The sequence below is a fragment of the Chryseobacterium sp. UF-290 genome (assembly GCF_058245615.1).
In genome coordinates this window covers 1-22,451 of record NZ_JBSICB010000012.1, presented here as the reverse complement: position 1 = coordinate 22,451, position 22,451 = coordinate 1, and the positions used below count along the sequence as shown (strand labels likewise).

The 22,451-nt window shown below is 36.4% G+C and carries 20 protein-coding genes; 9 read left to right on the top strand and 11 right to left on the bottom strand.

Annotated elements, in window-relative coordinates:
• Position 1: 1 nt before the first annotated feature.
• Together AC4IF5_RS14385 and AC4IF5_RS14380 are read right to left on the bottom strand one after the other, a co-directional pair.
• Positions 2 to 457: a T9SS type A sorting domain-containing protein gene (locus AC4IF5_RS14385; protein ID WP_490735650.1), complete on the bottom strand. Its 456-nt coding sequence runs from the start codon at positions 455 to 457 to the stop codon at positions 2 to 4.
• Between the two features lie 359 nt (positions 458 to 816).
• Entirely contained in the window at positions 817 to 1,365 is a 549-nt protein-coding gene (locus AC4IF5_RS14380) for a hypothetical protein (protein WP_490735648.1), read from the bottom strand.
• A gap of 114 nt (positions 1,366 to 1,479) precedes the next feature.
• Between AC4IF5_RS14380 and AC4IF5_RS14375 the strand changes: the two genes are divergently transcribed.
• The 7 genes from AC4IF5_RS14375 (at position 1,480) to AC4IF5_RS14345 (ending at position 8,573) form a co-directional block, all read left to right on the top strand.
• A complete protein-coding gene (locus tag AC4IF5_RS14375) occupies positions 1,480 to 3,183 on the top strand; it encodes a glycoside hydrolase family 3 protein (protein ID WP_490735646.1) in 1,704 nt (567 codons plus the stop codon).
• A gap of 25 nt (positions 3,184 to 3,208) precedes the next feature.
• Positions 3,209 to 4,357, top strand: a complete 1,149-nt coding sequence (bshA, locus tag AC4IF5_RS14370) for an N-acetyl-alpha-D-glucosaminyl L-malate synthase BshA (protein WP_490735644.1) — start codon at positions 3,209 to 3,211, stop codon at positions 4,355 to 4,357.
• Between the two features lie 281 nt (positions 4,358 to 4,638).
• Complete coding sequence (locus AC4IF5_RS14365; RefSeq protein ID WP_490735642.1) at positions 4,639 to 5,241, top strand: hypothetical protein; 603 nt, start codon at positions 4,639 to 4,641, stop codon at positions 5,239 to 5,241.
• 190 nt (positions 5,242 to 5,431) lie between these two features.
• Positions 5,432 to 6,484 (top strand): endonuclease/exonuclease/phosphatase family protein, encoded by a 1,053-nt coding sequence (locus tag AC4IF5_RS14360; RefSeq protein ID WP_490735640.1) that lies wholly within the window; start codon positions 5,432 to 5,434, stop codon positions 6,482 to 6,484.
• Positions 6,485 to 6,572: 88 nt separating this feature from the next.
• On the top strand, positions 6,573 to 7,835 hold the full coding sequence (locus tag AC4IF5_RS14355) for a DUF2851 family protein (protein WP_490735638.1): 1,263 nt from the start codon (positions 6,573 to 6,575) through the stop codon (positions 7,833 to 7,835).
• Position 7,836: 1 nt separating this feature from the next.
• The gene (locus AC4IF5_RS14350; RefSeq protein ID WP_027373948.1) at positions 7,837 to 8,058 is read left to right on the top strand and encodes a PspC family transcriptional regulator; all 222 of its coding nucleotides are present in this window, start codon (positions 7,837 to 7,839) and stop codon (positions 8,056 to 8,058) included.
• Positions 8,059 to 8,060: 2 nt separating this feature from the next.
• Complete coding sequence (locus tag AC4IF5_RS14345) at positions 8,061 to 8,573, top strand: GNAT family N-acetyltransferase (protein WP_490735636.1); 513 nt, start codon at positions 8,061 to 8,063, stop codon at positions 8,571 to 8,573.
• Between the two features lie 180 nt (positions 8,574 to 8,753).
• Here the strand turns inward: AC4IF5_RS14345 and AC4IF5_RS14340 are convergent, their stop codons facing one another.
• The 4 genes from AC4IF5_RS14340 to AC4IF5_RS14325 form a co-directional block, all read right to left on the bottom strand.
• Positions 8,754 to 9,488 carry an SIMPL domain-containing protein gene (locus AC4IF5_RS14340; RefSeq protein WP_490735634.1) on the bottom strand — a complete coding sequence of 245 codons (735 nt, stop codon included), beginning with the start codon at positions 9,486 to 9,488 and terminating at the stop codon, positions 8,754 to 8,756.
• Positions 9,489 to 9,606: 118 nt separating this feature from the next.
• The gene (locus tag AC4IF5_RS14335; RefSeq protein ID WP_490735632.1) at positions 9,607 to 10,398 is read right to left on the bottom strand and encodes a carboxypeptidase-like regulatory domain-containing protein; all 792 of its coding nucleotides are present in this window, start codon (positions 10,396 to 10,398) and stop codon (positions 9,607 to 9,609) included.
• A gap of 37 nt (positions 10,399 to 10,435) precedes the next feature.
• Positions 10,436 to 11,257: a hypothetical protein gene (locus AC4IF5_RS14330; RefSeq protein ID WP_490735630.1), complete on the bottom strand. Its 822-nt coding sequence runs from the start codon at positions 11,255 to 11,257 to the stop codon at positions 10,436 to 10,438.
• Between the two features lie 6 nt (positions 11,258 to 11,263).
• Positions 11,264 to 12,010 carry a hypothetical protein gene (locus AC4IF5_RS14325; RefSeq protein ID WP_490735628.1) on the bottom strand — a complete coding sequence of 249 codons (747 nt, stop codon included), beginning with the start codon at positions 12,008 to 12,010 and terminating at the stop codon, positions 11,264 to 11,266.
• 182 nt (positions 12,011 to 12,192) lie between these two features.
• Here AC4IF5_RS14325 and AC4IF5_RS14320 point away from each other — a divergent pair, with 182 nt between their 5' ends.
• Together AC4IF5_RS14320 and AC4IF5_RS14315 are read left to right on the top strand one after the other, a co-directional pair.
• Positions 12,193 to 15,333 (top strand): UvrD-helicase domain-containing protein, encoded by a 3,141-nt coding sequence (locus tag AC4IF5_RS14320; RefSeq protein WP_490735626.1) that lies wholly within the window; start codon positions 12,193 to 12,195, stop codon positions 15,331 to 15,333.
• A 41-nt stretch (positions 15,334 to 15,374) separates the two neighbouring features.
• Positions 15,375 to 15,599 (top strand): hypothetical protein, encoded by a 225-nt coding sequence (locus AC4IF5_RS14315; protein WP_490735624.1) that lies wholly within the window; start codon positions 15,375 to 15,377, stop codon positions 15,597 to 15,599.
• Between the two features lie 249 nt (positions 15,600 to 15,848).
• Here AC4IF5_RS14315 and AC4IF5_RS14310 read toward each other — a convergent pair whose 3' ends face one another.
• The 5 genes from AC4IF5_RS14310 to AC4IF5_RS14290 all read right to left on the bottom strand — a co-directional run bounded on the left by AC4IF5_RS14310 (position 15,849) and on the right by AC4IF5_RS14290 (position 22,151).
• Complete coding sequence (locus tag AC4IF5_RS14310) at positions 15,849 to 16,358, bottom strand: ferritin (RefSeq protein WP_241317872.1); 510 nt, start codon at positions 16,356 to 16,358, stop codon at positions 15,849 to 15,851.
• A 127-nt stretch (positions 16,359 to 16,485) separates the two neighbouring features.
• Positions 16,486 to 16,932 (bottom strand): DUF4890 domain-containing protein, encoded by a 447-nt coding sequence (locus tag AC4IF5_RS14305; protein ID WP_490735622.1) that lies wholly within the window; start codon positions 16,930 to 16,932, stop codon positions 16,486 to 16,488.
• A gap of 179 nt (positions 16,933 to 17,111) precedes the next feature.
• A complete protein-coding gene (locus tag AC4IF5_RS14300; RefSeq protein WP_490735620.1) occupies positions 17,112 to 18,041 on the bottom strand; it encodes a hypothetical protein in 930 nt (309 codons plus the stop codon).
• A gap of 139 nt (positions 18,042 to 18,180) precedes the next feature.
• A complete protein-coding gene (locus AC4IF5_RS14295) occupies positions 18,181 to 20,832 on the bottom strand; it encodes a 4-alpha-glucanotransferase (RefSeq protein WP_490735618.1) in 2,652 nt (883 codons plus the stop codon).
• Between the two features lie 152 nt (positions 20,833 to 20,984).
• Positions 20,985 to 22,151 (bottom strand): T9SS type A sorting domain-containing protein, encoded by a 1,167-nt coding sequence (locus AC4IF5_RS14290; protein WP_490735616.1) that lies wholly within the window; start codon positions 22,149 to 22,151, stop codon positions 20,985 to 20,987.
• Positions 22,152 to 22,451 lie beyond the last annotated feature (300 nt).

Genomic DNA, 22,451 nt, shown 5'->3' with positions numbered 1-22,451 from the left:
TTTATCTTTTGGTGATGTTTTTGCTAAAAACCCTTCCGTCTTTTAAGGTAAAACGCAGCATATAAACGCCCCATTGATACCCCACCATGTTAATTTTCAGCTGCTTATTCAACTCCGGTAAATTTTGCTGCTGGAATTTCCAGTGTACCGTACTGTGCTGATAAAGGGAAACAGATTCGATGAGTCCATCTACATCCTCTGTCCAGTCAATGGTGAGAACGTCATTTACTGGGACAGGATATAGGCGGATCCACTTCCAAAATGTTTTTTCATCTATGATCTGGTCCTGGGATAAAGAGGTTGTTTTGCGCAAAGCTTCAGGAACTTTCCGTGCATTGGAATCAAAACCCCGATATCGCTGGTTCCCGGCTTCATCATATTTAAAGTAAACCTCGGTTTGCGAAAATCCTAAAAATCCTATTAATAAGGAAAATAGGGAAAGTAATTTTTTTCTCATTCTATCAAAATGTTTTTAAGGTGTTAAATTATATTTTTTTCATATTTCTCACAATAGGGAAAACATGTTTTTGGGTTATAAAATTATATATTAGCTTATCAAGTTATTCCAGTAAACTACTTATTTACAAAACTATACCGGGACAACGACAAAATCTGTCGTATTTTAAGATTATTCATTTTAGTTTACAAAAAATATCCATAAGTATAGTTTCTTATATATTTTTTAATAAGATTAATGAGAAGTAAAAAATGAGTTTTTATTACAATTTCAGATTATCAATTCAAACAAAATCAAAAGCTCCAGGATTTCTCCCGGAGCTTTCTTTAATTATAAAAAACTGAAAAGATATTTCTTAATTATTTCACATTGACTGTCTTTATCTTGCTTTCATCAAGATTATAATACTTCACAACAGCATTATAGTCACTGTAATCTATATTAGCTTTGGCTGCACTTTTACCGGTTGTTTTACCCTGGTCAGCAGGTACAAGCACAATTCTAAAAGTTTGGTTTACTAAATATTCGTTAGCTTCAGCTGAAGACAATCCTGCAAGATCAAAGTTCTCATTATCTATCCGCACTTGAACCTTCTGAGTATCAAAAACAAAATTATATTCAAACTTTCTTGCTGAAGGGGACGTTACAGGATCTAAATACACTGTTTTAGGGATCTGCTGCCAAGCATTTCCTGCTCTTCTATATACTAATACGACATCAGTGTTCTGAATAGATATATCAGCGATCAAAGCATAAGAATTACCTGAATTAAATGTTCCTGTTGCATCATTCATTATCGGAAATGTATCATAGTCTTGCCCCTGCACAACAACATCATCATTGTCATCACAGCTGTACGATAAGAAACCGATACCGGCAAGTAATATAAATGGAAGAATTTTTTTCATTTTATAAAAGTTTAGTTATTATTTATATTGCATATTCAAATCATATACCAAAAATTACAAAAACTTTGTTTTCGTGATTTTTTTAATCGTATTTTTGTTCTTATTCAAAAAGTCATGAAGAAATTATTATATACTTCACTCTTTATTGTTGCATTGATAAGTCCTAAGGCGAACGCCCAGTACCAGCCTAAAAATGTTTCCAAAGAAGATGTAAGAAAGGCTCAGCAGTGGGTTGATAAAACCTATAAGAACCTTTCTCAGGATGAAAAACTAGGACAGCTCTTCATTGTTGCGCTTTATACCAATAAAGGAGAAGACTATATCAGCCAGGTAAGAAATATTGTTACGAATGATAAGATCGGTGGGTTAATCCTAATGCAGGATGATGCGGCAAGGGAAATCAGTCTGGTGAATGAGTTTCAGCAAAAGTCTAAAGTTCCTTTAATGATCGGGATGGATGCAGAATGGGGACTATTCCAGAGAATTGCAACAGCATATAAATTTCCATGGGCCATGACACTGGGAGCTATCCAGGATAAAAACCTTGTTTATCAGATGGCGGCAAAGATTGCAGAGGATTGCCACAGAATGGGAATCAACTGGGATTTTGCCCCGGTAGTTGACGTCAACACCAATCCGAATAACCCAATTATCGGGAACCGAAGCTTTGGTTCGGAAGTAGATAATGTGATCAGCTCTGCCCTATCCTATTCTAACGGATTGCAGGATAATAATATATTGGCTGCGATCAAGCATTTTCCAGGTCACGGTGACACCAATACAGATTCTCATCTGGATCTTCCGATAGTTTCACACAATATGGACAGGCTTAATACAATCGAACTAGCTCCATTCAAAGCCTTGATGGATAAAGGAATCGGAGGAGTGATGGTGGCTCATTTGTATGTTCCCAGTTTAGAATCAGGGAAAGGAATTCCGGCATCTGTTTCCAAAAATATTATCACAGGATTGCTGAAAGATAAATTAGGCTATAAAGGTCTGATCATTACTGATGCATTAAATATGGGGGCTGTTGCCAACAAATACAAGCCGGGAGAACTGGATGCTATGGCATTCAAGGCCGGAAATGACATTATGCTTTTCTCACAGGGAGTTGCAGAAGGCAAGAAGCTGATACAAAAGGCAATAGACAAGGGAGAAATTCCTCAGAGCAGAGTGGAAGAAAGCGTAAAGAAGATCTTATTAACAAAATATTTTCTGGGACTTACTCAGTATACTCCCAAAAATCCGGAAAATATCACTGCTGACCTGAATAATGATTCTCATAAAACATTGGTTCAGAATCTTTATTCCAACGCATTGACTTTATTAAAGAACGATAAAAACCTGCTTCCTGTCGCCGGAAAACAGGTTTATTATGTTCCGTTGGAAGAAGCTCCCTATCAGACTTTTGCCAATAGGCTAGGAACAAATGTAACGATTAAAAAAGCGACTGAAATCAATACTATTCCGGCTGGTTCTACAGTCATTGCAGGCCTCCATAAGGATAATTCAACAGCTTATAAGCCTTATAAAATTTCGGCAGAATCAAAGAAAGTTCTTGCTGACCTGACCAAAAAACAAAATGTGATCCTTAATGTATTCGGCAGCGCTTATGCTTTGAAAGATATTGACATCTCAAAGGTTTCAACGGTTCTTGTTTCTTATGAAAACAATGATGATTCTATGAGTGCTGCTGCAGATGCTTTAAACGGCAAAACGAAAATATGGGGAAGGCTACCTGTGCTGGTCAATGATCAATTGAAACCGGGAATGGGAATAGATTTTAATTCAACAACCTCAGCCAATACCAAATAACACAACATCAAACAACAATAATATAATGAAAATAGGCATACTTTGCTATCCAACCTACGGAGGAAGCGGAATTGTAGCAACAGAATTAGGAATGTCCCTTGCCAACAAAGGATATGAGGTACACTTCATCAGTTCTGCACTTCCGGCAAGGCTGGACATTACCAACCCTAATATTTTCTTTCACAGGGTAAATGTTCAGACCTATCCCCTTTTCCAGTATCAGCCTTATGATATTGCGTTAAGTTCCATGATCTACCGGGTTGTCAATTTGTACAAACTGGATCTGCTGCACGCCCATTATGCCATTCCTTATGCCTACGCTGCTTTTACAGCGAAACAAATGCTTAGGGAAGACAATAATGATATTCCGTTGGTAACAACCCTTCATGGTACAGATATTACGCTTGTAGGCCAGCATCCGAGTTATAAACATGCGGTAGAATTTTCAATCAATCAATCAGATGCGATCACCTCCGTTTCTGAAAGCCTGAAAAAAGATACGCTTCAGTTTTTCAATATCAAAAAAGAGATCCAGGTTATTACCAATTTCATTGATAACTCTGAGTTTGACGACTGCTCTGAATGCCAAAGAACCCAGTTTGCCAATCCCGATGAAAAAATTCTGATCCACGTATCTAATCTCCGTCCTGTAAAACGTGTAGACGAAGTCCTGCAAATCTTCAGGAATGTAGAGAAAAAGGTAAAGTCCAAACTGATCATTATTGGCGAAGGTCCTGATATGGAAAAGGTGAATCAGTTTCTGGAAGAAAATCCTGAGCTTATTTCAAAAATCCGTCTTTTAGGAAAGGTTAATGACCTGTACAAGATCTTACAGCTTTCTGATGTATTCCTCCTTCCTTCCGAGCAGGAAAGTTTTGGCTTGGCAGCTTTGGAAGCGATGGCGGCTTATACTCCGGTAATCAGCTCAAACGCGGGAGGGATTCCTGAGGTAAATATTCAGGGAGAAACAGGTTATCTTGCTGAAATCGGAAATGTAGAAGCGATGAGCAACTACACCATTAAACTATTGAGCAATGATGAACTTTTAGCCAAAATGAAGAAAAACGCGAAAGAACAGGCTATAAAATTCGATTTGAAAAATATTCTTCCTATATATGAAAAAATGTACAGAACGACTATAGAAAACTTTAAGGAAGAGCTGACGAAAGTCTAAATATTTACACTACATTTTTAAAGTTCATATCAAAATAACAGCTTTAAACCTTCTGCAAATGCAGAAGGTTTTTTGATGTATAAATATTTTTGATGTATTTACGAGGTATATACTATAACAGCATATGTTGTACCTATGTTGTACCTGCAAATTTTAAAATGAATATGAAATTACCGAATTTTGCCCACTCTTATTTTATAGAATGTGAGAACTGATAGATCTAAAGCTCCGAAAGCCATTATCATGTTCTCCTTGAATGAATCAATACAAATCAGAAACAAATGAAAAAAAATTTTATTTTATTAGCATCAATGATTTCATGTCTATCATTTAGTCAGGTAGGGATATCTACCAACACACCAACCGCAACGTTAGACGTCAATGGAAATACAAGAGTTAGAAATCTAACCGGAACAACTAACAATTCAACATTATATCCCAATTCGGTGGTTGTAACTTCCAATGACGGTACACTAACCAATTCAAGTGCTTTAAATATCTTATACTCATCAGGAATATACAGATGGTCAGACACCAATAATAACTGGACAAATATCAGAACAGGCGGCAAGGAAGCGAGGCTCGACTTCACAGGACGCGCTTCAATTTCAGGCCTCCCGGCAATAACGTTTTCACTTCTGTATAAAGTAGGGAGCACGATGACTATTGTTCAGAGTCCTGTTGTATCATCAGGAGGAACCGGCACTGTTACCAATATAACAGCCAACAGTTTTACACTTACTATAACTATGCCCAGCGCAGCACCGCAGGTTTTCAATTTCACTCTTACAACGACAAATGGTATTACCTCCATTAATGCCGGAAATGCAGCAGGTACTTTTTGGATTCAGGGGACATGGCACTGTATGCCGAATTTAAATTAAAAGCAAGTGTTTTAGTTCAATAACGAAAAAATGTGAAAAAAATAATTAAAATTCAGAGCAAAAGAAATGATCTTTCTACATATTTAAAGATATAGCGAACCCTCAGCCGAAAATTTAAATTCCTTATTCGTTAAAGCATGATATTTATTTATATTTATCATGATCACAATACTTATCCCAAATTACGGAAATGATGAGAAAAAGAATTGCTCCCACTCTGTTTATAAGAAGCCTCATAATAAGTTTTCTATGCATAGCCGGTATCTCCTCATGCCACCAGTCAGAGGAAACAACAACCTCTGATACCGGTTTTACTTTTAGCGTTATGCAATTCAACGTGTGGCAGGAAGGGACTATGATAACCGGAGGTTTTGATGCTATTGTGAATGAAATAGCAACCCACAATCCTGATTTTGTTACCATGTCAGAGGTGAGAAACTATAACAATACCTCATTTTACGAAAGAATACTGCAGGCATTAGAAAAAAAGGGTAAGAAGTATTTTTCCTTTTCAAGTTATGATACTGCTATTCTGAGCAGATATCCTATCAAAGAATTCAGTAAGGACAATGCTATTCACAGCATGCATAAATTGGTTACTGAAATTCAGGGACAGGAAATAGCCATATACTCTGCCCATCTGGACTATACTCACTATGCGGTCTATCTTCCAAGGGGATATAATGGCAACAGCTTTGCAAAACTTCCTGCTCCTGTCACTGATTTAAATCAAATCATGGAAATGGATCTTAGCTCCACCAGACCAATCGCAATAAAAGCTTTTGTAGAATCAGCAAAAGAAGACATTTCAAAAAACAGAATAGTAGTATTAGGAGGTGATTTTAATGAGGCTTCCCACCTGGATTGGACAGAGTCTACAAAAGAACTCTATGATCATAGAGGAGTTGTAGCGCCCTGGAATTCCTCAACAACATTATATAAGAACGGATATAAAGACAGCTATAGAGAAATATACCCCAATGAAGCTGAATATCCCGGATTTACCTGGCCTTCCCAGAAAAGTTGGGCATTGGAAGCGGATGAACGTGACCGGATAGATTTTATTTATTATTACGCAGACAGTAAAGTTTCCGTTGAAAAGAGCGTGATTGTAGGACCTGATACCAGCATTGTGAAAGGAAAAGAACAAAAAGAAACAGGTCGTGATATTTTTATTGCTCCACAAGGTATTTGGCCTACAGATCATAAAGCTGTTATAAGTACTTTCAAGGTTAAAAGATAACCAGAATACTATTAAAGAAGAAAACTCAGCAATCACTGCTGCATGTTTCATAATGGAAACTATCGAATAGATTTCTTACTATATAGCTATGACGGAGAAGCTGCTTCAATATCTTTGGAACTATAAAGTTTTCAAATATTTTGACTTCAAGGACATTGAAGGCAATACCCTTGAAATCATAGACTTCGGAAAATGGAATAAGAATGCAGGTCCGGATTTTCTGGACGCTAAAATCAGGATCAGCGGACTTGTTCTGGCAGGAAATATAGAACTCCATGTGCGTTCCTCAGACTGGATCTTTCATCAGCATTCTCAGGACCCCAATTATCAGAATATCATTCTGCACGTTGTTTTTCAGCATGACATAGAAATCAGTGAGCTTACCCGAAAAAACATTCCTGCTTTGGAACTGAAAAATTATATCGATGAAAATATTGTATGGAAATATGAAAAGCTCATCGATGGCAACCAGTTTATTGCCTGTGAGAAAATTTTCAGCGAAGACAAAATTCCTTTGAATTTTCATGAAGGAAATACTCTGAAAAAGCTGGAGGAAAAATCTGCAGAACTTGAACAGAATCTGGCACTTCATAAAAATAACTTTGAAGCGGTTTTATTTCACAGCCTTGCCTATTCTTTTGGCTTAAAGGTAAATGCTCCTATCTTCAGGCAGATTGCAGAAAGTATCGACTATAGTATTGTCAATAAGATCCGTCAGAACCCTTTTCAGCTGGAAGCTCTGTTATTCGGAATTGCAGGATGGCTTGACAGCCCTGAAGACGATCAGATGAAAATCTGGAAAAGGGAATTTGAATTCATCAAGGTAAAATTTAAAATTTCTGATCTGAAGTTCCGTCCCAAGTTTTTAAGATTGAGACCTCCCAATTTTCCTACAATCCGACTCTCTCAACTCGCTAATCTTTATTTTCAGCATCAGAATTTATTTTCAAAAATAATGGGTGCTCAAAATGCAACCCAGATTTATGAGGTATTTAAACCGGTAAAAGCATCAGAATATTGGGATTCCCGGTTCAATTTCGGTATTCCGTCGAAAATACAACCTAAGACATTAAGCAAAGATTTTGTTGATCTTGTTATATTAAATACGGTACTTCCTCTAAAATATGCCTATCACAGATATCACAGCGAGGAAATTGCAGAAGAGATCATAGAACTATATAAAAATATTCCCGCTGAAAAGAATTCGGTCATACAAGGCTGGAAAAAGCTTGGAGTAAGTATTACTAATGCCATGGAAACCCAGAGCCTGATTTATCATTATAAAAATTCATGTGAAGAAAAAAATTGCTTAACTTGCAGTATTGGATTTAAACTTTTAAAAGAATCTTGAAATGCTGAGTAATATCCGTCATAAAATGGAAAGAGAATGGTTTGGTGTATTGACCAGGATGGGTGCCAAATTAGGGATTCCCGTATCCAAATTAAGGATCTTCTTCATTTACTCCACTTTTGCCACTGCCGGTTTTTTCTTCCTGATCTATTTGGGTTTGGCATTTACTTTGTGGATTAAAGATATTTTTATCACAAGAAGACCAAGTGTCTTTGATTTATAATTATGGAATTTTTACCGATCACTTCTGCTGAAGATCATAGAGTTCAGGAAATCTATACTGCTTATACAACTACTTTTCCTGTAGACGAACAAAGAGACAAGGAACAGTTTGCGGATTTATTTTCAACTCCACAAACCAAAATCATATCTGTAGTACATGAATCGGAAACAATAGGCTACCTCATCTTATGGGAGCTAAGCTCCTTTGTTTTTGTAGAACACTTTGAAGTATATGAAGCTTTCAGAAGTAAAAAGCTGGGGTCTCATATCATCGGACATCTGCTGGAAAGCTATCCGAGAATTATCCTGGAAATTGAGCCTTCAGATTTGAATGAAGATGCTCAAAGACGATATTCATTCTACCAGCGAAACAGTTTTGATGTCATTGACAAAAGCCACGTGCAGCCAAGCTATGGTGAAGGAAAGCAGGCGCTGAACTTATGGCTGCTGGCCAATTATTCGCCTGAAAATGTTGAGGAGCTTAAAAATGAAATTTGTGATATTGTTTATCCTTAAAATATACAACGCCGGAACTATTCCGGCGTTATTTTTTCCCGATATCATGTCTAATTATTGATCACACTACTCATATAATCAACCACAGATTGACACGGATTTTCACAGATGTTTATGCCTTATCTTTTATATAAAATAATGAATGAAAGCATTGTAATTTCCGGACTATCTACTAATTAGCTAATCCACTTCATACTCCAGCTTTATGGTAATACTTGCTTCTTTTTCCTTTGAAGAAGTATTGAAAGTTCCGCCATAGGAATAATCCTCGTTTGAATTCGGGGCAGTGATCTGAATGACACCCATTGTTGCTTTTTTAAGATTACCTAAGCTACTTCCCGAATTTTCAGCAATTTTCTCAGCACGCTCTTTGGCATCTTTTGTTGCACCGGCAATCATTTCCTGTTTTACCGTGGCAAGTTTGGTGTAAAAATACGCAGGAGAAGAAGAAGTAAATTCAATTCCCCGGTTGATAATTTCAGTAATATTTCTGGAGAGGCTTTCAATTTTGGCAACCTCTTTACTTTCAATGGAAACTTTTTGAGTCAGATTGTAACCGGAGAATTCTCCCTGTACATAATTTCCATTAGCATCATTATAGCTTCTGAACTGCTTCTGTATATCTACAGATGAAAACACAATCTCATTTTGTCTGATGCCTTTTGAAAGCAGATAATCATTGATCACTTTTCTGTCCAACGCCAGCTCATCGTAAGCTGACTTAAGATCCACATTATTTTTGGAAAAGCTTCCGGACCAGGTGATGAGATCCGAAGTAAACTGCTTTGTACCCAGACCTGTAACTGAAATCGTATTTTCAGATTTATTTCTGTTTTTGATCGCATTTCCGAGAAAGCCAAGACCTATTACAAAGCCTAAAGCTCCTATGGCCACTGCAATACTGTTTTTATTCATATAATTGTGGATTTGATTGTTTGCTACAGAATATTACATCAATTTCCATTCCACTATTTTAAGATTTTTTTAACAGAGTAAGATGTAAGCAGTACCGGTCACAAAGAAGAATTAAAGCCTAAGGGTGATTGCTCTTTAAGCGTTCTATAAAAAGAGGCATTGTTTCTTCCAGCCTAAGCATTACGCCTGATAAATTTCTGGCTTTTACATAAGTCCGTACCTGAGGCTTTGCAGTAAATGAGAATGCAATAAATTCCGAAATTCTGTCGGTGGGGATTCCGGCTTTGATAAAGTAATCATCTTCTACCCTGTTCCGGATCCAGGCAATATGCTCCTGAAGATCATCATATTTGTACTGTCTCTTCTGCCGTCTTGCTTTGCCGCTTATCAGATCATAAACGCCCTGTACATTCAGGTTTCCTAAAAGTATCGGTAAAAGAACGCTTTTTACCTCCGCGGGTTTTTCTCTCATCTTCCCTACAGGTTGCGGAAGTCCCACGGCATCTCTTACCTGCTCTCCTTTATCTACTTTGGCTACGATCCGGGAGTCCTGCTCAAGGTCACCGGTAAGTTTTTTTACGATCTTTACTTCACCTACATCCTTTGGGATCTGGAAAAGAGTGATCAGCAGCTGAGAATTCAGACCATCTGTAAGAACTTTACGGGATGCTCTCCTGAAGTCTTCTTTTACAAACCTCAATTCATCATTGGGACTGGCTTCAATAGAAAACATTCCCTGTGCATTGGAATATACTTTTTTGTCAGAAGACATATTAATAACAATAACAGCACTTAAACTCTCTCCATTATCATCCACAATCTTTCCTGTTACGGTCTGCTGGGAAAATAAAAAAGTACTGCACAGAAGGGCAAGAAAAAGAAAGATTTTCCTTAGTCTTACCTCATTCATATATTTGATTGTATAGCTCAATTTATTTTATAAAAAATTAGTCTTTATTACTGCTCCCTTCCAAATTATTCAATTTTCGATATTCTCCAAATGCTACTTTAATCTCGTATTCTATCATGTCATTTTTAAAATCCTTGCGGTATTTTTTGGCAAGCAAACGGGTTTTATCAGCATAAAGTAAAAATTTATCAATCTGTTCTTCATCCATTCCGTACCTTCTCAGAAAATCCAGGTTGATTTCCGCTTTCACCCTATTCAGGAAGTCTTGGGTTTCAAAGTAATTGGCTTTGGTAATCTTAGGCTTGGTGGCTTTATTGATTAAACCTGAGAAAGCTTTGAAAACACCTAACATGTTTACCTGTCCTGCCCTGAAGTCATGTCCACTAAAGGTTTTTGGAATTGTATTATCCGGCAAAGGCTCATTGAGAGGGCTTTTCATGTAATCAGACAATTCAGATTTTAGGATCTGCAGCTTTCTGGATTCGTTGAGATGCTGATTATCTTTTGCCAGATTTCCTGTGGGGTTGTAGGTGATCTTCACTTCCGGAATCTGTATTTCCATTCTTTTAAGGGTGATATTGAGGGGAGCGATCAGGTCTTCTTTGGTAATCTTCTTATCAACACGGTAATATCCTTCTTTTACGAACCTGATCTCATCGTGTTCTGCCGCATCAATATCAAATTTTCCCGCATCATCACTCTGTACTCTTTTATTACTGGAAATATTGACAATCAGAACGGGATTGATGTTTACATCACCATTACCAGTGATCTTGCCTGATACTTTCTCTTGCGAAAACATTAACATTCCCACAAAAATAAGCACAAAGCACAGACTTTGTTTTATATATCTGCCCATCACTGCTTATCTTTGGGTTTGTGGTGCGCGGTAGGAAGAAATTCTTGTCAGTACAAAACGCTGAAATCTGTTCAGGTCCGCATCACTGCAAAATCCGTATTTCAGAATTTTTTTTCTTTCAAAACCTCCTGCAAAAACGTAATAAATGAAGTGATCGATCTGTGCTTTTTCTATTTTGAGGTCTGTAAAATATTCTTCACCAAGACTTTTTTTAATGTAACTCATCAGATCAATATCATCCCATCGGTCTTTGACCTTTCCAATGCTAAACCCTTCTCCTTTGGGCTGTACAAATTCTCCCGGCCTCGCTGCAAGGATTCTCGGATCTGATTTCTGTGCGATATACCGGTCTATTTCCTCTACAAGCTTTTCAACCTTTTTAGGCCTGTTGTAATTTTTTGTATCTATTTTTAAGTTTCCGGTAAGTCCCTGCTTTACTTCTACTTCAGGAATCTGGATGGTCAGCCGCACAAGGCTCACATTCATAGGAGCCTGTATATTTTCCTGAGAAACTCTTTTTGTCAGACGTTCGTACCCCGCTTTTACAAAACGTAATTCATCACCCGATTTTCCTGAAATCATAAAGTGTCCGTCTCTGTTTGAAATGACCATTTCATCGGTCCGGATATTGATCACATTGACATCCTGCATTTCAGCACCGTCTTCTGAGGTTATCTTTCCGAATATATAACTTTGGGCATGGATGTGAATGAAAAAAAAGAGTGATAAAAAAAAGAATAGTTTAAGTTTCACGGGCTGTTTTTTATAAAGCAAAGCTAAAATTATTTTTAAATTTCACCATAAGTTTAACCACAGTTAACGCCTTTTAATATTTCTTTTTGATTTTTGTAATTAAAACTGTTAAATAGCCGTCTCAAATTGTTAAAGTTTCTTTTAAATTTTAGCTAAATTGCAGTCTCAATTCTCTTTTAACAATGCAAAATTCTTACACAGTCATCAATGCTTCTGCCGGATCCGGGAAAACATATGCCCTGGTTCAGAGGCTTCTGATGATCTGTCTCCGCTATCCTAATCAGCAACAGTCGATCAGGAATATTCTCGCTCTGACTTTTACGAATAAGGCAGCCAATGAGATGAAAGAAAGAATTCTGTCCTGGCTGGGAGATTTTTCTGCCGGGGACTATGCAGAGAATATGGATCTTAAAAATATCCAGAAAGCATTTGAAGAGCAGGGACTGAAAATTACCATTGATGAGCTTCATCATCGCTCGAAAAAGCTGCTGGATTATATTCTTCACAACTATTCCACCCTGAATATCGGGACCATCGACCGTTTTAACTCGAGATTGGTAAGAAGTTTTTCTTATGAACTAGGGCTTGCCAAGAATTTTAATCTTGAAATTGAAGCTGAGCCTTTCTTGATCGAAGCTGTTGATAAAATGCTGGATCAGATAGGGGAAAATGAAACGATTTCCCATTCTTTCATGGATTATGTAGATTACAGTCTTGAAAACAATGAAAGGATCAATCTCAACAAAAGTCTTTATGATTCAGCAAAAGAATTTGTAAAGGATATTCATTACGAACATCTGAAAAGCAATAAAAGTTTTGATGATGCCAACTATGAAAATATAAAAAATACACTGCGTAAAGAGATCGTTCTCAACAAAAAGAAATCTGCAGAGCTTGCAGCGCAGTCTGTTGAGATGTTTAGATCCAGAGATATTGAGATCGAAGATTTTGCTCAGGGAAAGAACGGGATCGGTGGTTTCTTTACCAAGGTCATAGACTTTTATCAACAGAAAAGAGCCGGATTTCCTTTTCCTACTACCCAGGAAGAATCTGTTATCAACAATTACAGAAAAGGAGCCTCTTCAAAGTCAAAGCATAAGGAAACCGACATTCTGGAAATCCTTGATCAGCTGATCGAAAACAGGATGCAGCTTATCCTTTTGTATATTGAAACCCAGAAAAAAGAGAAGGTTTTATCTGCTCTTCTTCCTTTAAAGGTAAATAAAGATATCCAGGATGAGCTCAAAAAGATTGAGGAAGAAAATGATCTTGTTCTGCTTTCCAAGTTTAATATCCTTATCAATGAAAATCTCAGGAATGAACCTTCTGCTTTTATTTATGAAAAAGTAGGTTCCCAGTTTCAGCATTATTTTTTCGATGAGTTTCAGGATACTTCAGAGCTTCAATGGCAGAATTTTGTACCATTGAGAGATCACAGTGTTTCTACAGAATACACTTCATTTACTTTGGTTGGAGACCCTAAGCAGAGTATTTACAGATTCCGGGGAGGAGAAAGCAAACTGATGCTGGATATTATCAACAAAAAAGAATTTTCTCCCAAGGAAGCTGACCTGCTTGTTTTAAAAGATAACTGGAGAAGTGCCCGGAATATTGTACAATTCAACAACGAACTCTACCGGTACCATTCTGAAGGGCTTGAAGAGGAACACCGGAATATCTTCGGAACAGACGCAGAGCAGGCTCCTAAATCAAAAATTGACGGAAGGGTAAAGGTCAATCTGATTGAAAATCTCACCAATGAAGAGTTCTATGATGATACTTCGGAAAGGATGCGGAAGGATATCCAGGAATGTCTGAATAACGGTTTTAAGTTTTCGGATATTACGATTCTGTGTCGTGGAAATTTTGATATTTTCAGTTATTCCCAAAAACTGGGAAATTTAAAAGTAAATTATCTCGGAGAGGAAACCAATATCAAAACAATTTCGGATAAAGGGCTTACCCTTGAACTTTCCAATACCTTAAAAGCGGTCATCGAATTCCTGAGATGGGAAATCAATCCTAAGAACAAACCTTGCCTGATCATGATGATGTATCATCTGAATACGCTGGGAAAAATTCATATGGCTGATTTCACTCTTGAAATGAAAGAAATTCTGGATATTGAAAATCATGAAGAGATCCTTGAGTTTCTTCAGCAAAAATATTCGCTACAGCTTAAGCAGGATAATTTCCCGAGGTTTAACCTATACAACTTTATTGAATATTATATCAATGAATTTTCTGTGGAAAACAAAGAAACGGACTTCCTGCTGAACTTTTTGGAAATGCTTTTCAACTTCACACAAAATGCAGGTGCAAGTACAAAAGAATTTCTGAAATACTGGGATGAAGAAGCTTCTTCCTACACCATTCAGGCTTCGGAAAATATTGATGCCATCCAGATCATGACCATTCATAAGTCTAAAGGCCTTGAGTTTCCCATTGTTTTCATTCCTATGATCAACAAAAACAGGGATAACGAGTTTACCAACTGGTTTGAAACCAATGAAAGCGATGCATTAAAATCAGTCAACATCAACCAGTTCAGTAAAAACCTGGAAGTGTATGATGAGGAAATTCAGGCATTTAATAAAAAAAACTCTTACAAAAACCTGATCGATAGATTGTGCCTTCAGTATGTTGCTACGACAAGGCCTGTAGAGCAGCTGTTCTTCTATCTTCAGAAAGCTAACAAAACATCCAATAACCTTGAACTGCTGGAGTTTCTTCAAACTAAAAATACAGAGAATGCTGATGAGTTTGATCTGTATGAGGTAGACCCTGAAATGCTGAAAAAACATTCGAAGACCAAAAGCTCGTCTTTTAAAACACAGAATATTCAGAATCTGAAAAACATTAATGAAAAAAGTACTTCCATAAAAATCGCCACTCCATCCAAAAATTACCAGGTACGGAATGAGAAAGTAAGGATCGGCCTTTTTGTGCATGAACTTTTATCAAAGATCAATACTGAAAAGGATATTCCCAAAGTACTGGAAGGCTATGCGCTGGAAGGCCAGATCACTCTGGAAGAGAAAAGTGAGATAGAGGATACCTTACAGGAAATTGTCAGAACCTATGCGGAGTTCTTTGATGAAAAATGGGAAGTAATCAATGAAAAAGACATTATGATCTCTGAAAACGGAGAAAGCCATATCTCACGACCTGACCGTATTTTAAAGAGTGATGAAGGCTATATCATTGTTGATTTCAAGACCGGAGAGCAGAAAAGCAAAGATGAAGCCCAGGTGGAAGGGTATAAAAACATTCTCGAAAAGCTAGGCAAAAAAGTCCTTAAAACCCAGATCATTTACCTTTAGAATCCATATAATTGTTGTTCCAAAATATAAAAAAACCAACCATGAAAATATATTTAATTTCCATTCTGATAAGCATCCTGTTGATGATATTTTCCGGAGTTATCATCTTCAATATTATTGATTACCTGGATCCGTCTGTCACAGAAGAAGGTCATAGATATATGCCTGCAGAAAGCTTAGCAAAATCTTTGTTTCTCAGTGCGATTATAGGAGCTGTAGCTTTCATATCAATCCTTAGAATACAAAGGCAAAGGCTGAATAAATAATCTCAAACAAATTTCCATTCCATAAATTATATAAATTTCTCATCATCTGAGCTTTAGCAACAAGGATAAAATAAAACTAAAGATATCGGTGAATAAAAACAAAAGTTATCAGGATCTTTCCTGTTTTTTACTGTATAATATTTTATTCTTATTGAATAGTATCATTAATGAGATGAATTTTCAGTTTTCAAAAAGAAAAAAACCGCCATTCTTCGAACAGCGGTTTTATATTGTTTAAAATTTTTAGTTTTAAGCAGTCGTATCAGGAGTGAACACTCTCTGTGATAATTCCTGGTCAAAAAGATATAGTGCTGATGGGTTATCACATACCATTTTAATTTTGGTCACATATTGGGAAGCACTTGCTTCTTCTTCTACCTGCTCATTGATAAACCACTGTAAGAATGATGTTGTTGCAAAATCCCCTTCCTCGTTAGCATTCTTTACAATATTGAAAATACTTTTAGTTACTATTTTCTCATGTGCCAATGCTTTCTCGAAAATATCCGTTGCATTCTCGAACTCATGAGGAGGTTTTGCAATTTCTCCGATAATGATCTCCCCTCCTACATCATTTAAATAATCAAACATTTTGTCCGCGTGCATCAGTTCTTCTTTGCTTTGTACTCTGAAGTAGTTGGCAATTCCATCAAGATCCTTTCCGGAAAACCATGCAGACATTGAAAGATAATATTGAGCGGCGTATTGTTCGTGAGCAATCTGTTCGTTAATTAATTTTGCAATTTTTTCGCTAACCATAAGTATTAAATTTATAGTCAAAAATAGGGAATAAAAGCCCGAAATCAAAAGTTTTACGGAAAATTAATACAAAAAGGATGGAAAAATATCCATCCTTTACGCATTAAAAAATCAAAATTACGAACTGTTATTTTACTTCAGGAGCAGCAGTCTTCATCGACTTGTTCATCATTTTTCTGTCTTTCATTGCCGTTCTTTTCTGTTCCATTTTAGCTTTTCTGTCAGCCTGCCATTTATCATATTGTTCAGGAGTAAGGATTTTCTTCATATCAGCATCCGTTTGTGCTCTTTTTGCTTTCATTTCCTCCATTTTAGCCTGTCTGTCCACTTTATTTTTTTCAAACTGTGTCTTCATTTCGGCTTTTCTTTTTTCATGAAGATCTTTTATCTGGGCAACCTGAGATTCGTTCAGATTAAGATCTTTCTGCATCTGTGCCAAACGTTCTTGTTGTTTCTGCTGCATCTTCTGCTTCATTTCTACTGTTTTTGCCTGTCTGTCCTGTGGAGTTGTCTGTTGTGCCATTGCAAAACTTCCCATTCCGATCAATGCTATTGCTAAAACTAATTTTTTCATCTTTTTTAAATTTTAATTAATTGTTATACATCTTTTTGATTAGCAATTAAATCATAAGTTAAATTAACACATTCATAAATAATGTTAAATTTTAACACAAACAAATCAAAAATAACACAAAAAAAAGGACAGATTATAAAAACCTGTCCTTCACACCACTTAAATATAATATATGAAAATTAATTTTTTACCAAACTGCCTCTAAAGCCATTATTACTACGATTTTGCTGAGCCGGAGCAGAACTTTCAGATTTTTGTCTGAACCCTCCGCTGTTTCCTCTGAATCCTCCATTATCTCTTGACGGAGCACTTTCTCTTCTTACTTCACTCTTCTCCCTGAAACCACCGCCATTATTTCTGAAACCGTTATTACTATTGGTGTTTCCTCTGAAACCACCGTTATCTGAGTTTCCTCTGAAGCCTCCTGTACTATTTTCTTTCCTGAAACCTGAGTTATCATTTCTTCCTGAATTTCTAAATCCGCTATTGGGTCTGCTGTCTCTTCTGATGACATCAAAAGTAGGATTATCAGCTCTGCGGAATTTTGACCGGTCTACTCTGTAAATATTGATATTTACATTTCTGTATCTCGGCATTACTGTATATCTCGGTACATAGTATGTTCTTCTGTAATTCTGGAAATATACGATCGGACTGGCCCCTCTGTAGTAATTATTCTGAAAAACTACAAATACCCTTGGCCCTAAGATTCTTTCCAATGCATAAAACCTGTCATAATACCATCTGTCCGGATTATATCTGTAGAAATTATTCCATACCGTAAAACTTCCATACAGATTATTCAATCTCATAATCTGGTCGACCTGCCAGCGGCTTAATCTGTTCTGTACAAAGAACCCGTTCCAGTCGATATTGACAATACTGTTTCTGTAATCGTTATAATAGCTTTGATAATAGTCATTTGGATAATAATCCTGAGGATAATTATAATAATAATCATCAGGAAAATAATGTCTGTCATCTTCATCACTGTAATACCCTCCTCCATTCTGATAATAACCATCATCATCCCAACCATTATTCGGATACCCCTGAGCTGACGTCAAAACGCCTACTCCCAAAGCTAATCCCAAAAATATTTTTTTCATTTCTATAGTCGTTAATTGGTTAATATATAGCAGAATATCTTAATTCTATCTTTTTGATACAAATAAAAAAAAGAAGTTAAATCCGTAGATCAAACTTCTTTTAAAATATTATTAACTCACTGATAATCAATTGTTAAATTTACAATCTTCGGCTATCTTTTATCCAATGTGCAATTTTTTTATTGAAAGATTCTTTTTCTTTCAGATCTTCCAGTTTTATATGCATTCTATAGCGCCAGTAGTGAGGGAATACCGCCGGATTATTGATCCTTTCATTATCGATCTTCTCATTCGAAAGCTCTGCATCTGTTGCCAGGAACTCCTGAATTGGAAAAATAGCCAGCATGGCATCATTGTATAAATGCTGTTTCATAATGATCTCTGCCAGATGAGGATTTAATTCTTCAGGGGCTTTTCCATATTGGATCAGCTGCTGGTTAAAATATCTTTGCGTCAAAGCAGGATCTTCTTTCCACCACTGTCTCAATGTTGAGCTGTCATGTGAAGACGCTGTGACCACATTCATATAGCTCGCATTTCTCGGATCATAGAACGGAATATTTTCAGCAGGCATACGCTGCACTTTAAGAGCAATGATAGCCAACTCGTCCATTACCACCGGGACACAGGCCGGAACCATCCCTAAATCTTCTCCACAGATCAGCATTTTGGTAGCATTAAGAATGACAGGAAGTTTTTCCATAGCTTTTTCATACCATAAATGATCCTGTCTTCTGAAGAAATAATCATGATACAGATCATAAATACGTTTCTGTTCCCATTCCTGAAGATACTTGTATGATTCCGTATTATAAACATTAAACCTCGGATGATACACTGTTTCTCCGTTTCTCTTTTCTGTTAAAAACAGAACGTTTGCACAAAGCGAGATAAGTTTCTCCTCAAGCGGACCTATTGGATTTTTCTTAAAGAAATCCACCAGCTTTCTTTGGGTATTAAATTCTTCTTTAAATGAATAGGTTCCGTCCTGATTATGATCCATAAATTCAAGAGCTTTCCCATTCTCTTCCCCAAAATAGTCCCATAATATCTGATTATTGATAAACGGCTTACAATACCTGTCAAAACTAAATGGAATATGCCAGGCTTTAAATTCATCCTCAACGATAGGAACTGCAGGATAAAAGTATCCTAAAATCCCCTGCACGGCAGAAACAGGCATTCTCCAGATTCTGAAGAAACCTAAAATATGATCGATTCTCATGGCATCAAAATATTGTTCCAATGCCTTGAATCTGTTTTTCCACCATCTGTAGTCATCCTCCTTCATGGCTTCCCAATTGTAGGTTGGGAATTCCCAGTTTTGACCAAGCTCCGTAAATTGATCCGGTGGCGCTCCGGCCTGAAAATCCATTCCGAACAGCTCCGGCTCAGTCCATGCCTCTACAGAATGTCTGTAAATACCGATCGGCAGGTCTCCTTTTAAAGAAATCCCCAGATTATGGGTATAATCTACTGCATCTTTCAGCTGTATATGAAGCTGATACTGTACCCAGGCATGAAGCATTGAAAGATCATAATCTTTGCTTTTTGCTGTAAAGAATTGTGAAACCTTTCCTGCAATATATTTTTTATGAGTTTTCCAGTCGTTGAAATTGGGAGTTTTGTATTTATCCCTTAATACACAGAAGGCTGCATAGGGAATCAGCCAGCTTTCATTATCCTTAATAAACTTTTTAAAGTTCCTGTCTTTATAGATCTTTTCCTTTTCAGCAGTGAATACAGCCTTTACATATTTCCATTTACCAGCGATCATTTTTTCATAATCGATCAGGTCAAGGGCATTCAGAGCTTCTTTTTCAGCCAGATATTCATCAACTAATTCTTTCGGTAAAGAATAATCAAGTTTTTCCAATGAAATATACTGAGGGTGTAGAGCATATACTGATACCGCAGCATACGGATAAGAATCTGTCCATGAATAATTCGCTGTAGTATCATTGATCGGAAGAATCTGGATAATCCCGAGATTTGTATCTTTTGTCCAATCTGCCAGTTTTTTAATATCTGCAAACTCCCCCACTCCAAATCCATCTTCACTTCTTAAAGAAAATACAGGAACTGCTACACCTGCATCATGATACATCTGGTATCCTTTGAATCTGAAATAATGATTGGAAACGATCTGCAGAACATCCGGTAATGGATTGGCTATGGTAAATCGATTCTCCCCACTTTCAACATCAATTACTCTTTCCTCTTTTGTATCATAAAGGCAATATTTAAACTGGATAAATTCATTTTCAGGGATTTCAACGGAAGCTTCCCATATTCCAAAATTGGTCTGAGATAAAGGAATAGCCTTATCATAGCTCCAATTCCCCAAAGACGCTGTATTACCAAACAATACAATTCTCCAGTCAGGATTATAAATGGGCGCCTCTATTTTGAATAAATGAGTATGCTTTTTTAAAACAGCCGCTTTCTCCGGAACAAAACCATGCAGTTTATTATAAAGAATCTTGTTGTTCAGGTAATTTTCAGGAAAATTCTTATTATTCCATTCATCAAAGATTACAAACTCCTTATAATTATGGGGAAAATTAAGATGATGCGGAACGAATTCTTCCCTTACAACATTTCCTTTTTCATCTACAACACGGTATTGATAAGAAACTGTTTTTGAAAAATAATCTACTTCACATTTCCATAAACCATTCTCTGCATAAAACATAGTATGGATATGTTCCGCAGTACCTTCCCCGCCAATTACCAGCTCAAGGCTTTCTCCGGCTTTTACAATATATCCTACGTTAAAGTATAGTTTCATCTATATTTTTTTATAAAAGTACATTTTAATATCGAAAAATAAAACTTATTAAATATCAAATAATCATTAAAAAACCTTCCCAATGCCCTGGAAAGGTTTTAAAATAAGTCAAATTTTTTGACATTTAATATTTGTTGTATCTTATGAAATAATTATTGGGTAATAAGAACTTTTTTATTCAATATTACTTTTCCTGATTCATCGGTAACACTCACAATATAAGCTCCGCTTACAAGTCCTTTAAGATAAACTTTTTGATCCAGAGAGCCATCTTTTACGGATAAGTTCTGATTCATCACATTTTTACCGGACATATCAAACACATTCAGTTTAATATTTCCTTTCACATTCTTATTATTGACATGAACATTGATATAATGCTCATCAACTCTGGTAGGATAAATATCAAGATTGGCCAATGTATTCACAGCAGAAGCTTTATCATTTACAAAATACTTACTTGCCAGATCATAAATATGCAGGTCTTTCTCACCCGGAAGCTGCTTCGCCTGTAAAGTTTCCAGATCTACCTCATACATAGGAGCTCCTTTTGCACTTGCAATAACTACCTTTCCCTGAGCGTTCACTGCGGAACCGTTTACAGAATAATTATCCGGAATACCTGCTATTTTCCCTATAAACTTAGCCTTTAATTCTTTAGTTGATACTTTGAAAACATTTCCTGAAGCGGAAAAAACATAAAAATTATTATCAGCATCGGCGATCATATCCCCTCCAAAACCGGTTGCCATAGCAGTAAACGAATTCTTTCCATTAGATGCATCATCTTTAATGATCCCCAGATCATTCACTACATATTGCCCGCCTTTATTACTTATTTCAAGGAATTGAGTTCCGGCATTATTCACAGCATAAATATTGCCATTATAGCCGGTTGCCATTCTTGTGATATGAGAATTAATATCACAGGAAGATATTCTTGCTACAGTATTCTCTACCAGTTTAATTTCCTTAGTCTGAGGATTCATCACATAAATATTAGAGGAGAACATAGGCATATATACCAAATTATTATTTGATGAATCATATGCCAATGCAGCCATTGTCGCTGCCTGAGAATTATGGTAAGAATTTCTGTCTTCAGCTACAACAGCCCTTTTTCCCTGGGAATATACCTTTGCAGAAGAACCGGCAGTAAAAATTTTCTCTCCTGAAGTACCATTTGTAGCATCAATTACACGGAAATCATTAAAAGTAATACTCTGAGTATCTTTTCCTGTAATCGCAAATAGATCCTGCTGTGCATATGTATTAGCACCCAGTAATAATAAAAATAGAGGGAATAAATGTTTTTTCATAATATGTAGATTTTAGATTCGTGAATATTTCGATATCACTAAGTTACACAAAAAATAAAATAAAAAAACAAAAAATCCCCGGTATTTGAATAAGATTTACAATAAATTAATACCAATGATGTGATACCGTTAATTATTAAATAATAAATAGCACTAAGTATTATAAATGCGGCTTACAGTCATTTTGATTTAGACATATTACTTATATGGGATCAGCTGGTATTTGTATAGTATAAAAGAATTTGTAGTTTGTGGTTTGGGTATCCAGCAAAAAAAAGTCTCATGTATTTGTTATACATG

Excerpts from the sequence above, each read along its gene's own strand:
- AC4IF5_RS14385 (WP_490735650.1), bottom strand. The coding sequence starts at position 457 with ATGAGAAAAAAATTACTTTCCCTATTTTCCTTATTAATAGGATTTTTA.
- AC4IF5_RS14380 (WP_490735648.1), bottom strand. The coding sequence starts at position 1,365 with ATGAAAAAAATTCTTCCATTTATATTACTTGCCGGTATCGGTTTCTTA.
- AC4IF5_RS14375 (WP_490735646.1), top strand. The coding sequence starts at position 1,480 with ATGAAGAAATTATTATATACTTCACTCTTTATTGTTGCATTGATAAGT.
- bshA (WP_490735644.1), top strand. The coding sequence starts at position 3,209 with ATGAAAATAGGCATACTTTGCTATCCAACCTACGGAGGAAGCGGAATT.
- AC4IF5_RS14365 (WP_490735642.1), top strand. The coding sequence starts at position 4,639 with ATGAAAAAAAATTTTATTTTATTAGCATCAATGATTTCATGTCTATCA.
- AC4IF5_RS14360 (WP_490735640.1), top strand. The coding sequence starts at position 5,432 with ATGATGAGAAAAAGAATTGCTCCCACTCTGTTTATAAGAAGCCTCATA.
- AC4IF5_RS14355 (WP_490735638.1), top strand. The coding sequence starts at position 6,573 with ATGACGGAGAAGCTGCTTCAATATCTTTGGAACTATAAAGTTTTCAAA.
- AC4IF5_RS14350 (WP_027373948.1), top strand. The coding sequence starts at position 7,837 with ATGCTGAGTAATATCCGTCATAAAATGGAAAGAGAATGGTTTGGTGTA.
- AC4IF5_RS14345 (WP_490735636.1), top strand. The coding sequence starts at position 8,061 with ATGGAATTTTTACCGATCACTTCTGCTGAAGATCATAGAGTTCAGGAA.
- AC4IF5_RS14340 (WP_490735634.1), bottom strand. The coding sequence starts at position 9,488 with ATGAATAAAAACAGTATTGCAGTGGCCATAGGAGCTTTAGGCTTTGTA.
- AC4IF5_RS14335 (WP_490735632.1), bottom strand. The coding sequence starts at position 10,398 with ATGAATGAGGTAAGACTAAGGAAAATCTTTCTTTTTCTTGCCCTTCTG.
- AC4IF5_RS14330 (WP_490735630.1), bottom strand. The coding sequence starts at position 11,257 with ATGGGCAGATATATAAAACAAAGTCTGTGCTTTGTGCTTATTTTTGTG.
- AC4IF5_RS14320 (WP_490735626.1), top strand. The coding sequence starts at position 12,193 with ATGCAAAATTCTTACACAGTCATCAATGCTTCTGCCGGATCCGGGAAA.
- AC4IF5_RS14315 (WP_490735624.1), top strand. The coding sequence starts at position 15,375 with ATGAAAATATATTTAATTTCCATTCTGATAAGCATCCTGTTGATGATA.
- AC4IF5_RS14310 (WP_241317872.1), bottom strand. The coding sequence starts at position 16,358 with ATGGTTAGCGAAAAAATTGCAAAATTAATTAACGAACAGATTGCTCAC.
- AC4IF5_RS14305 (WP_490735622.1), bottom strand. The coding sequence starts at position 16,932 with ATGAAAAAATTAGTTTTAGCAATAGCATTGATCGGAATGGGAAGTTTT.
- AC4IF5_RS14300 (WP_490735620.1), bottom strand. The coding sequence starts at position 18,041 with ATGAAAAAAATATTTTTGGGATTAGCTTTGGGAGTAGGCGTTTTGACG.
- AC4IF5_RS14295 (WP_490735618.1), bottom strand. The coding sequence starts at position 20,832 with ATGAAACTATACTTTAACGTAGGATATATTGTAAAAGCCGGAGAAAGC.
- AC4IF5_RS14290 (WP_490735616.1), bottom strand. The coding sequence starts at position 22,151 with ATGAAAAAACATTTATTCCCTCTATTTTTATTATTACTGGGTGCTAAT.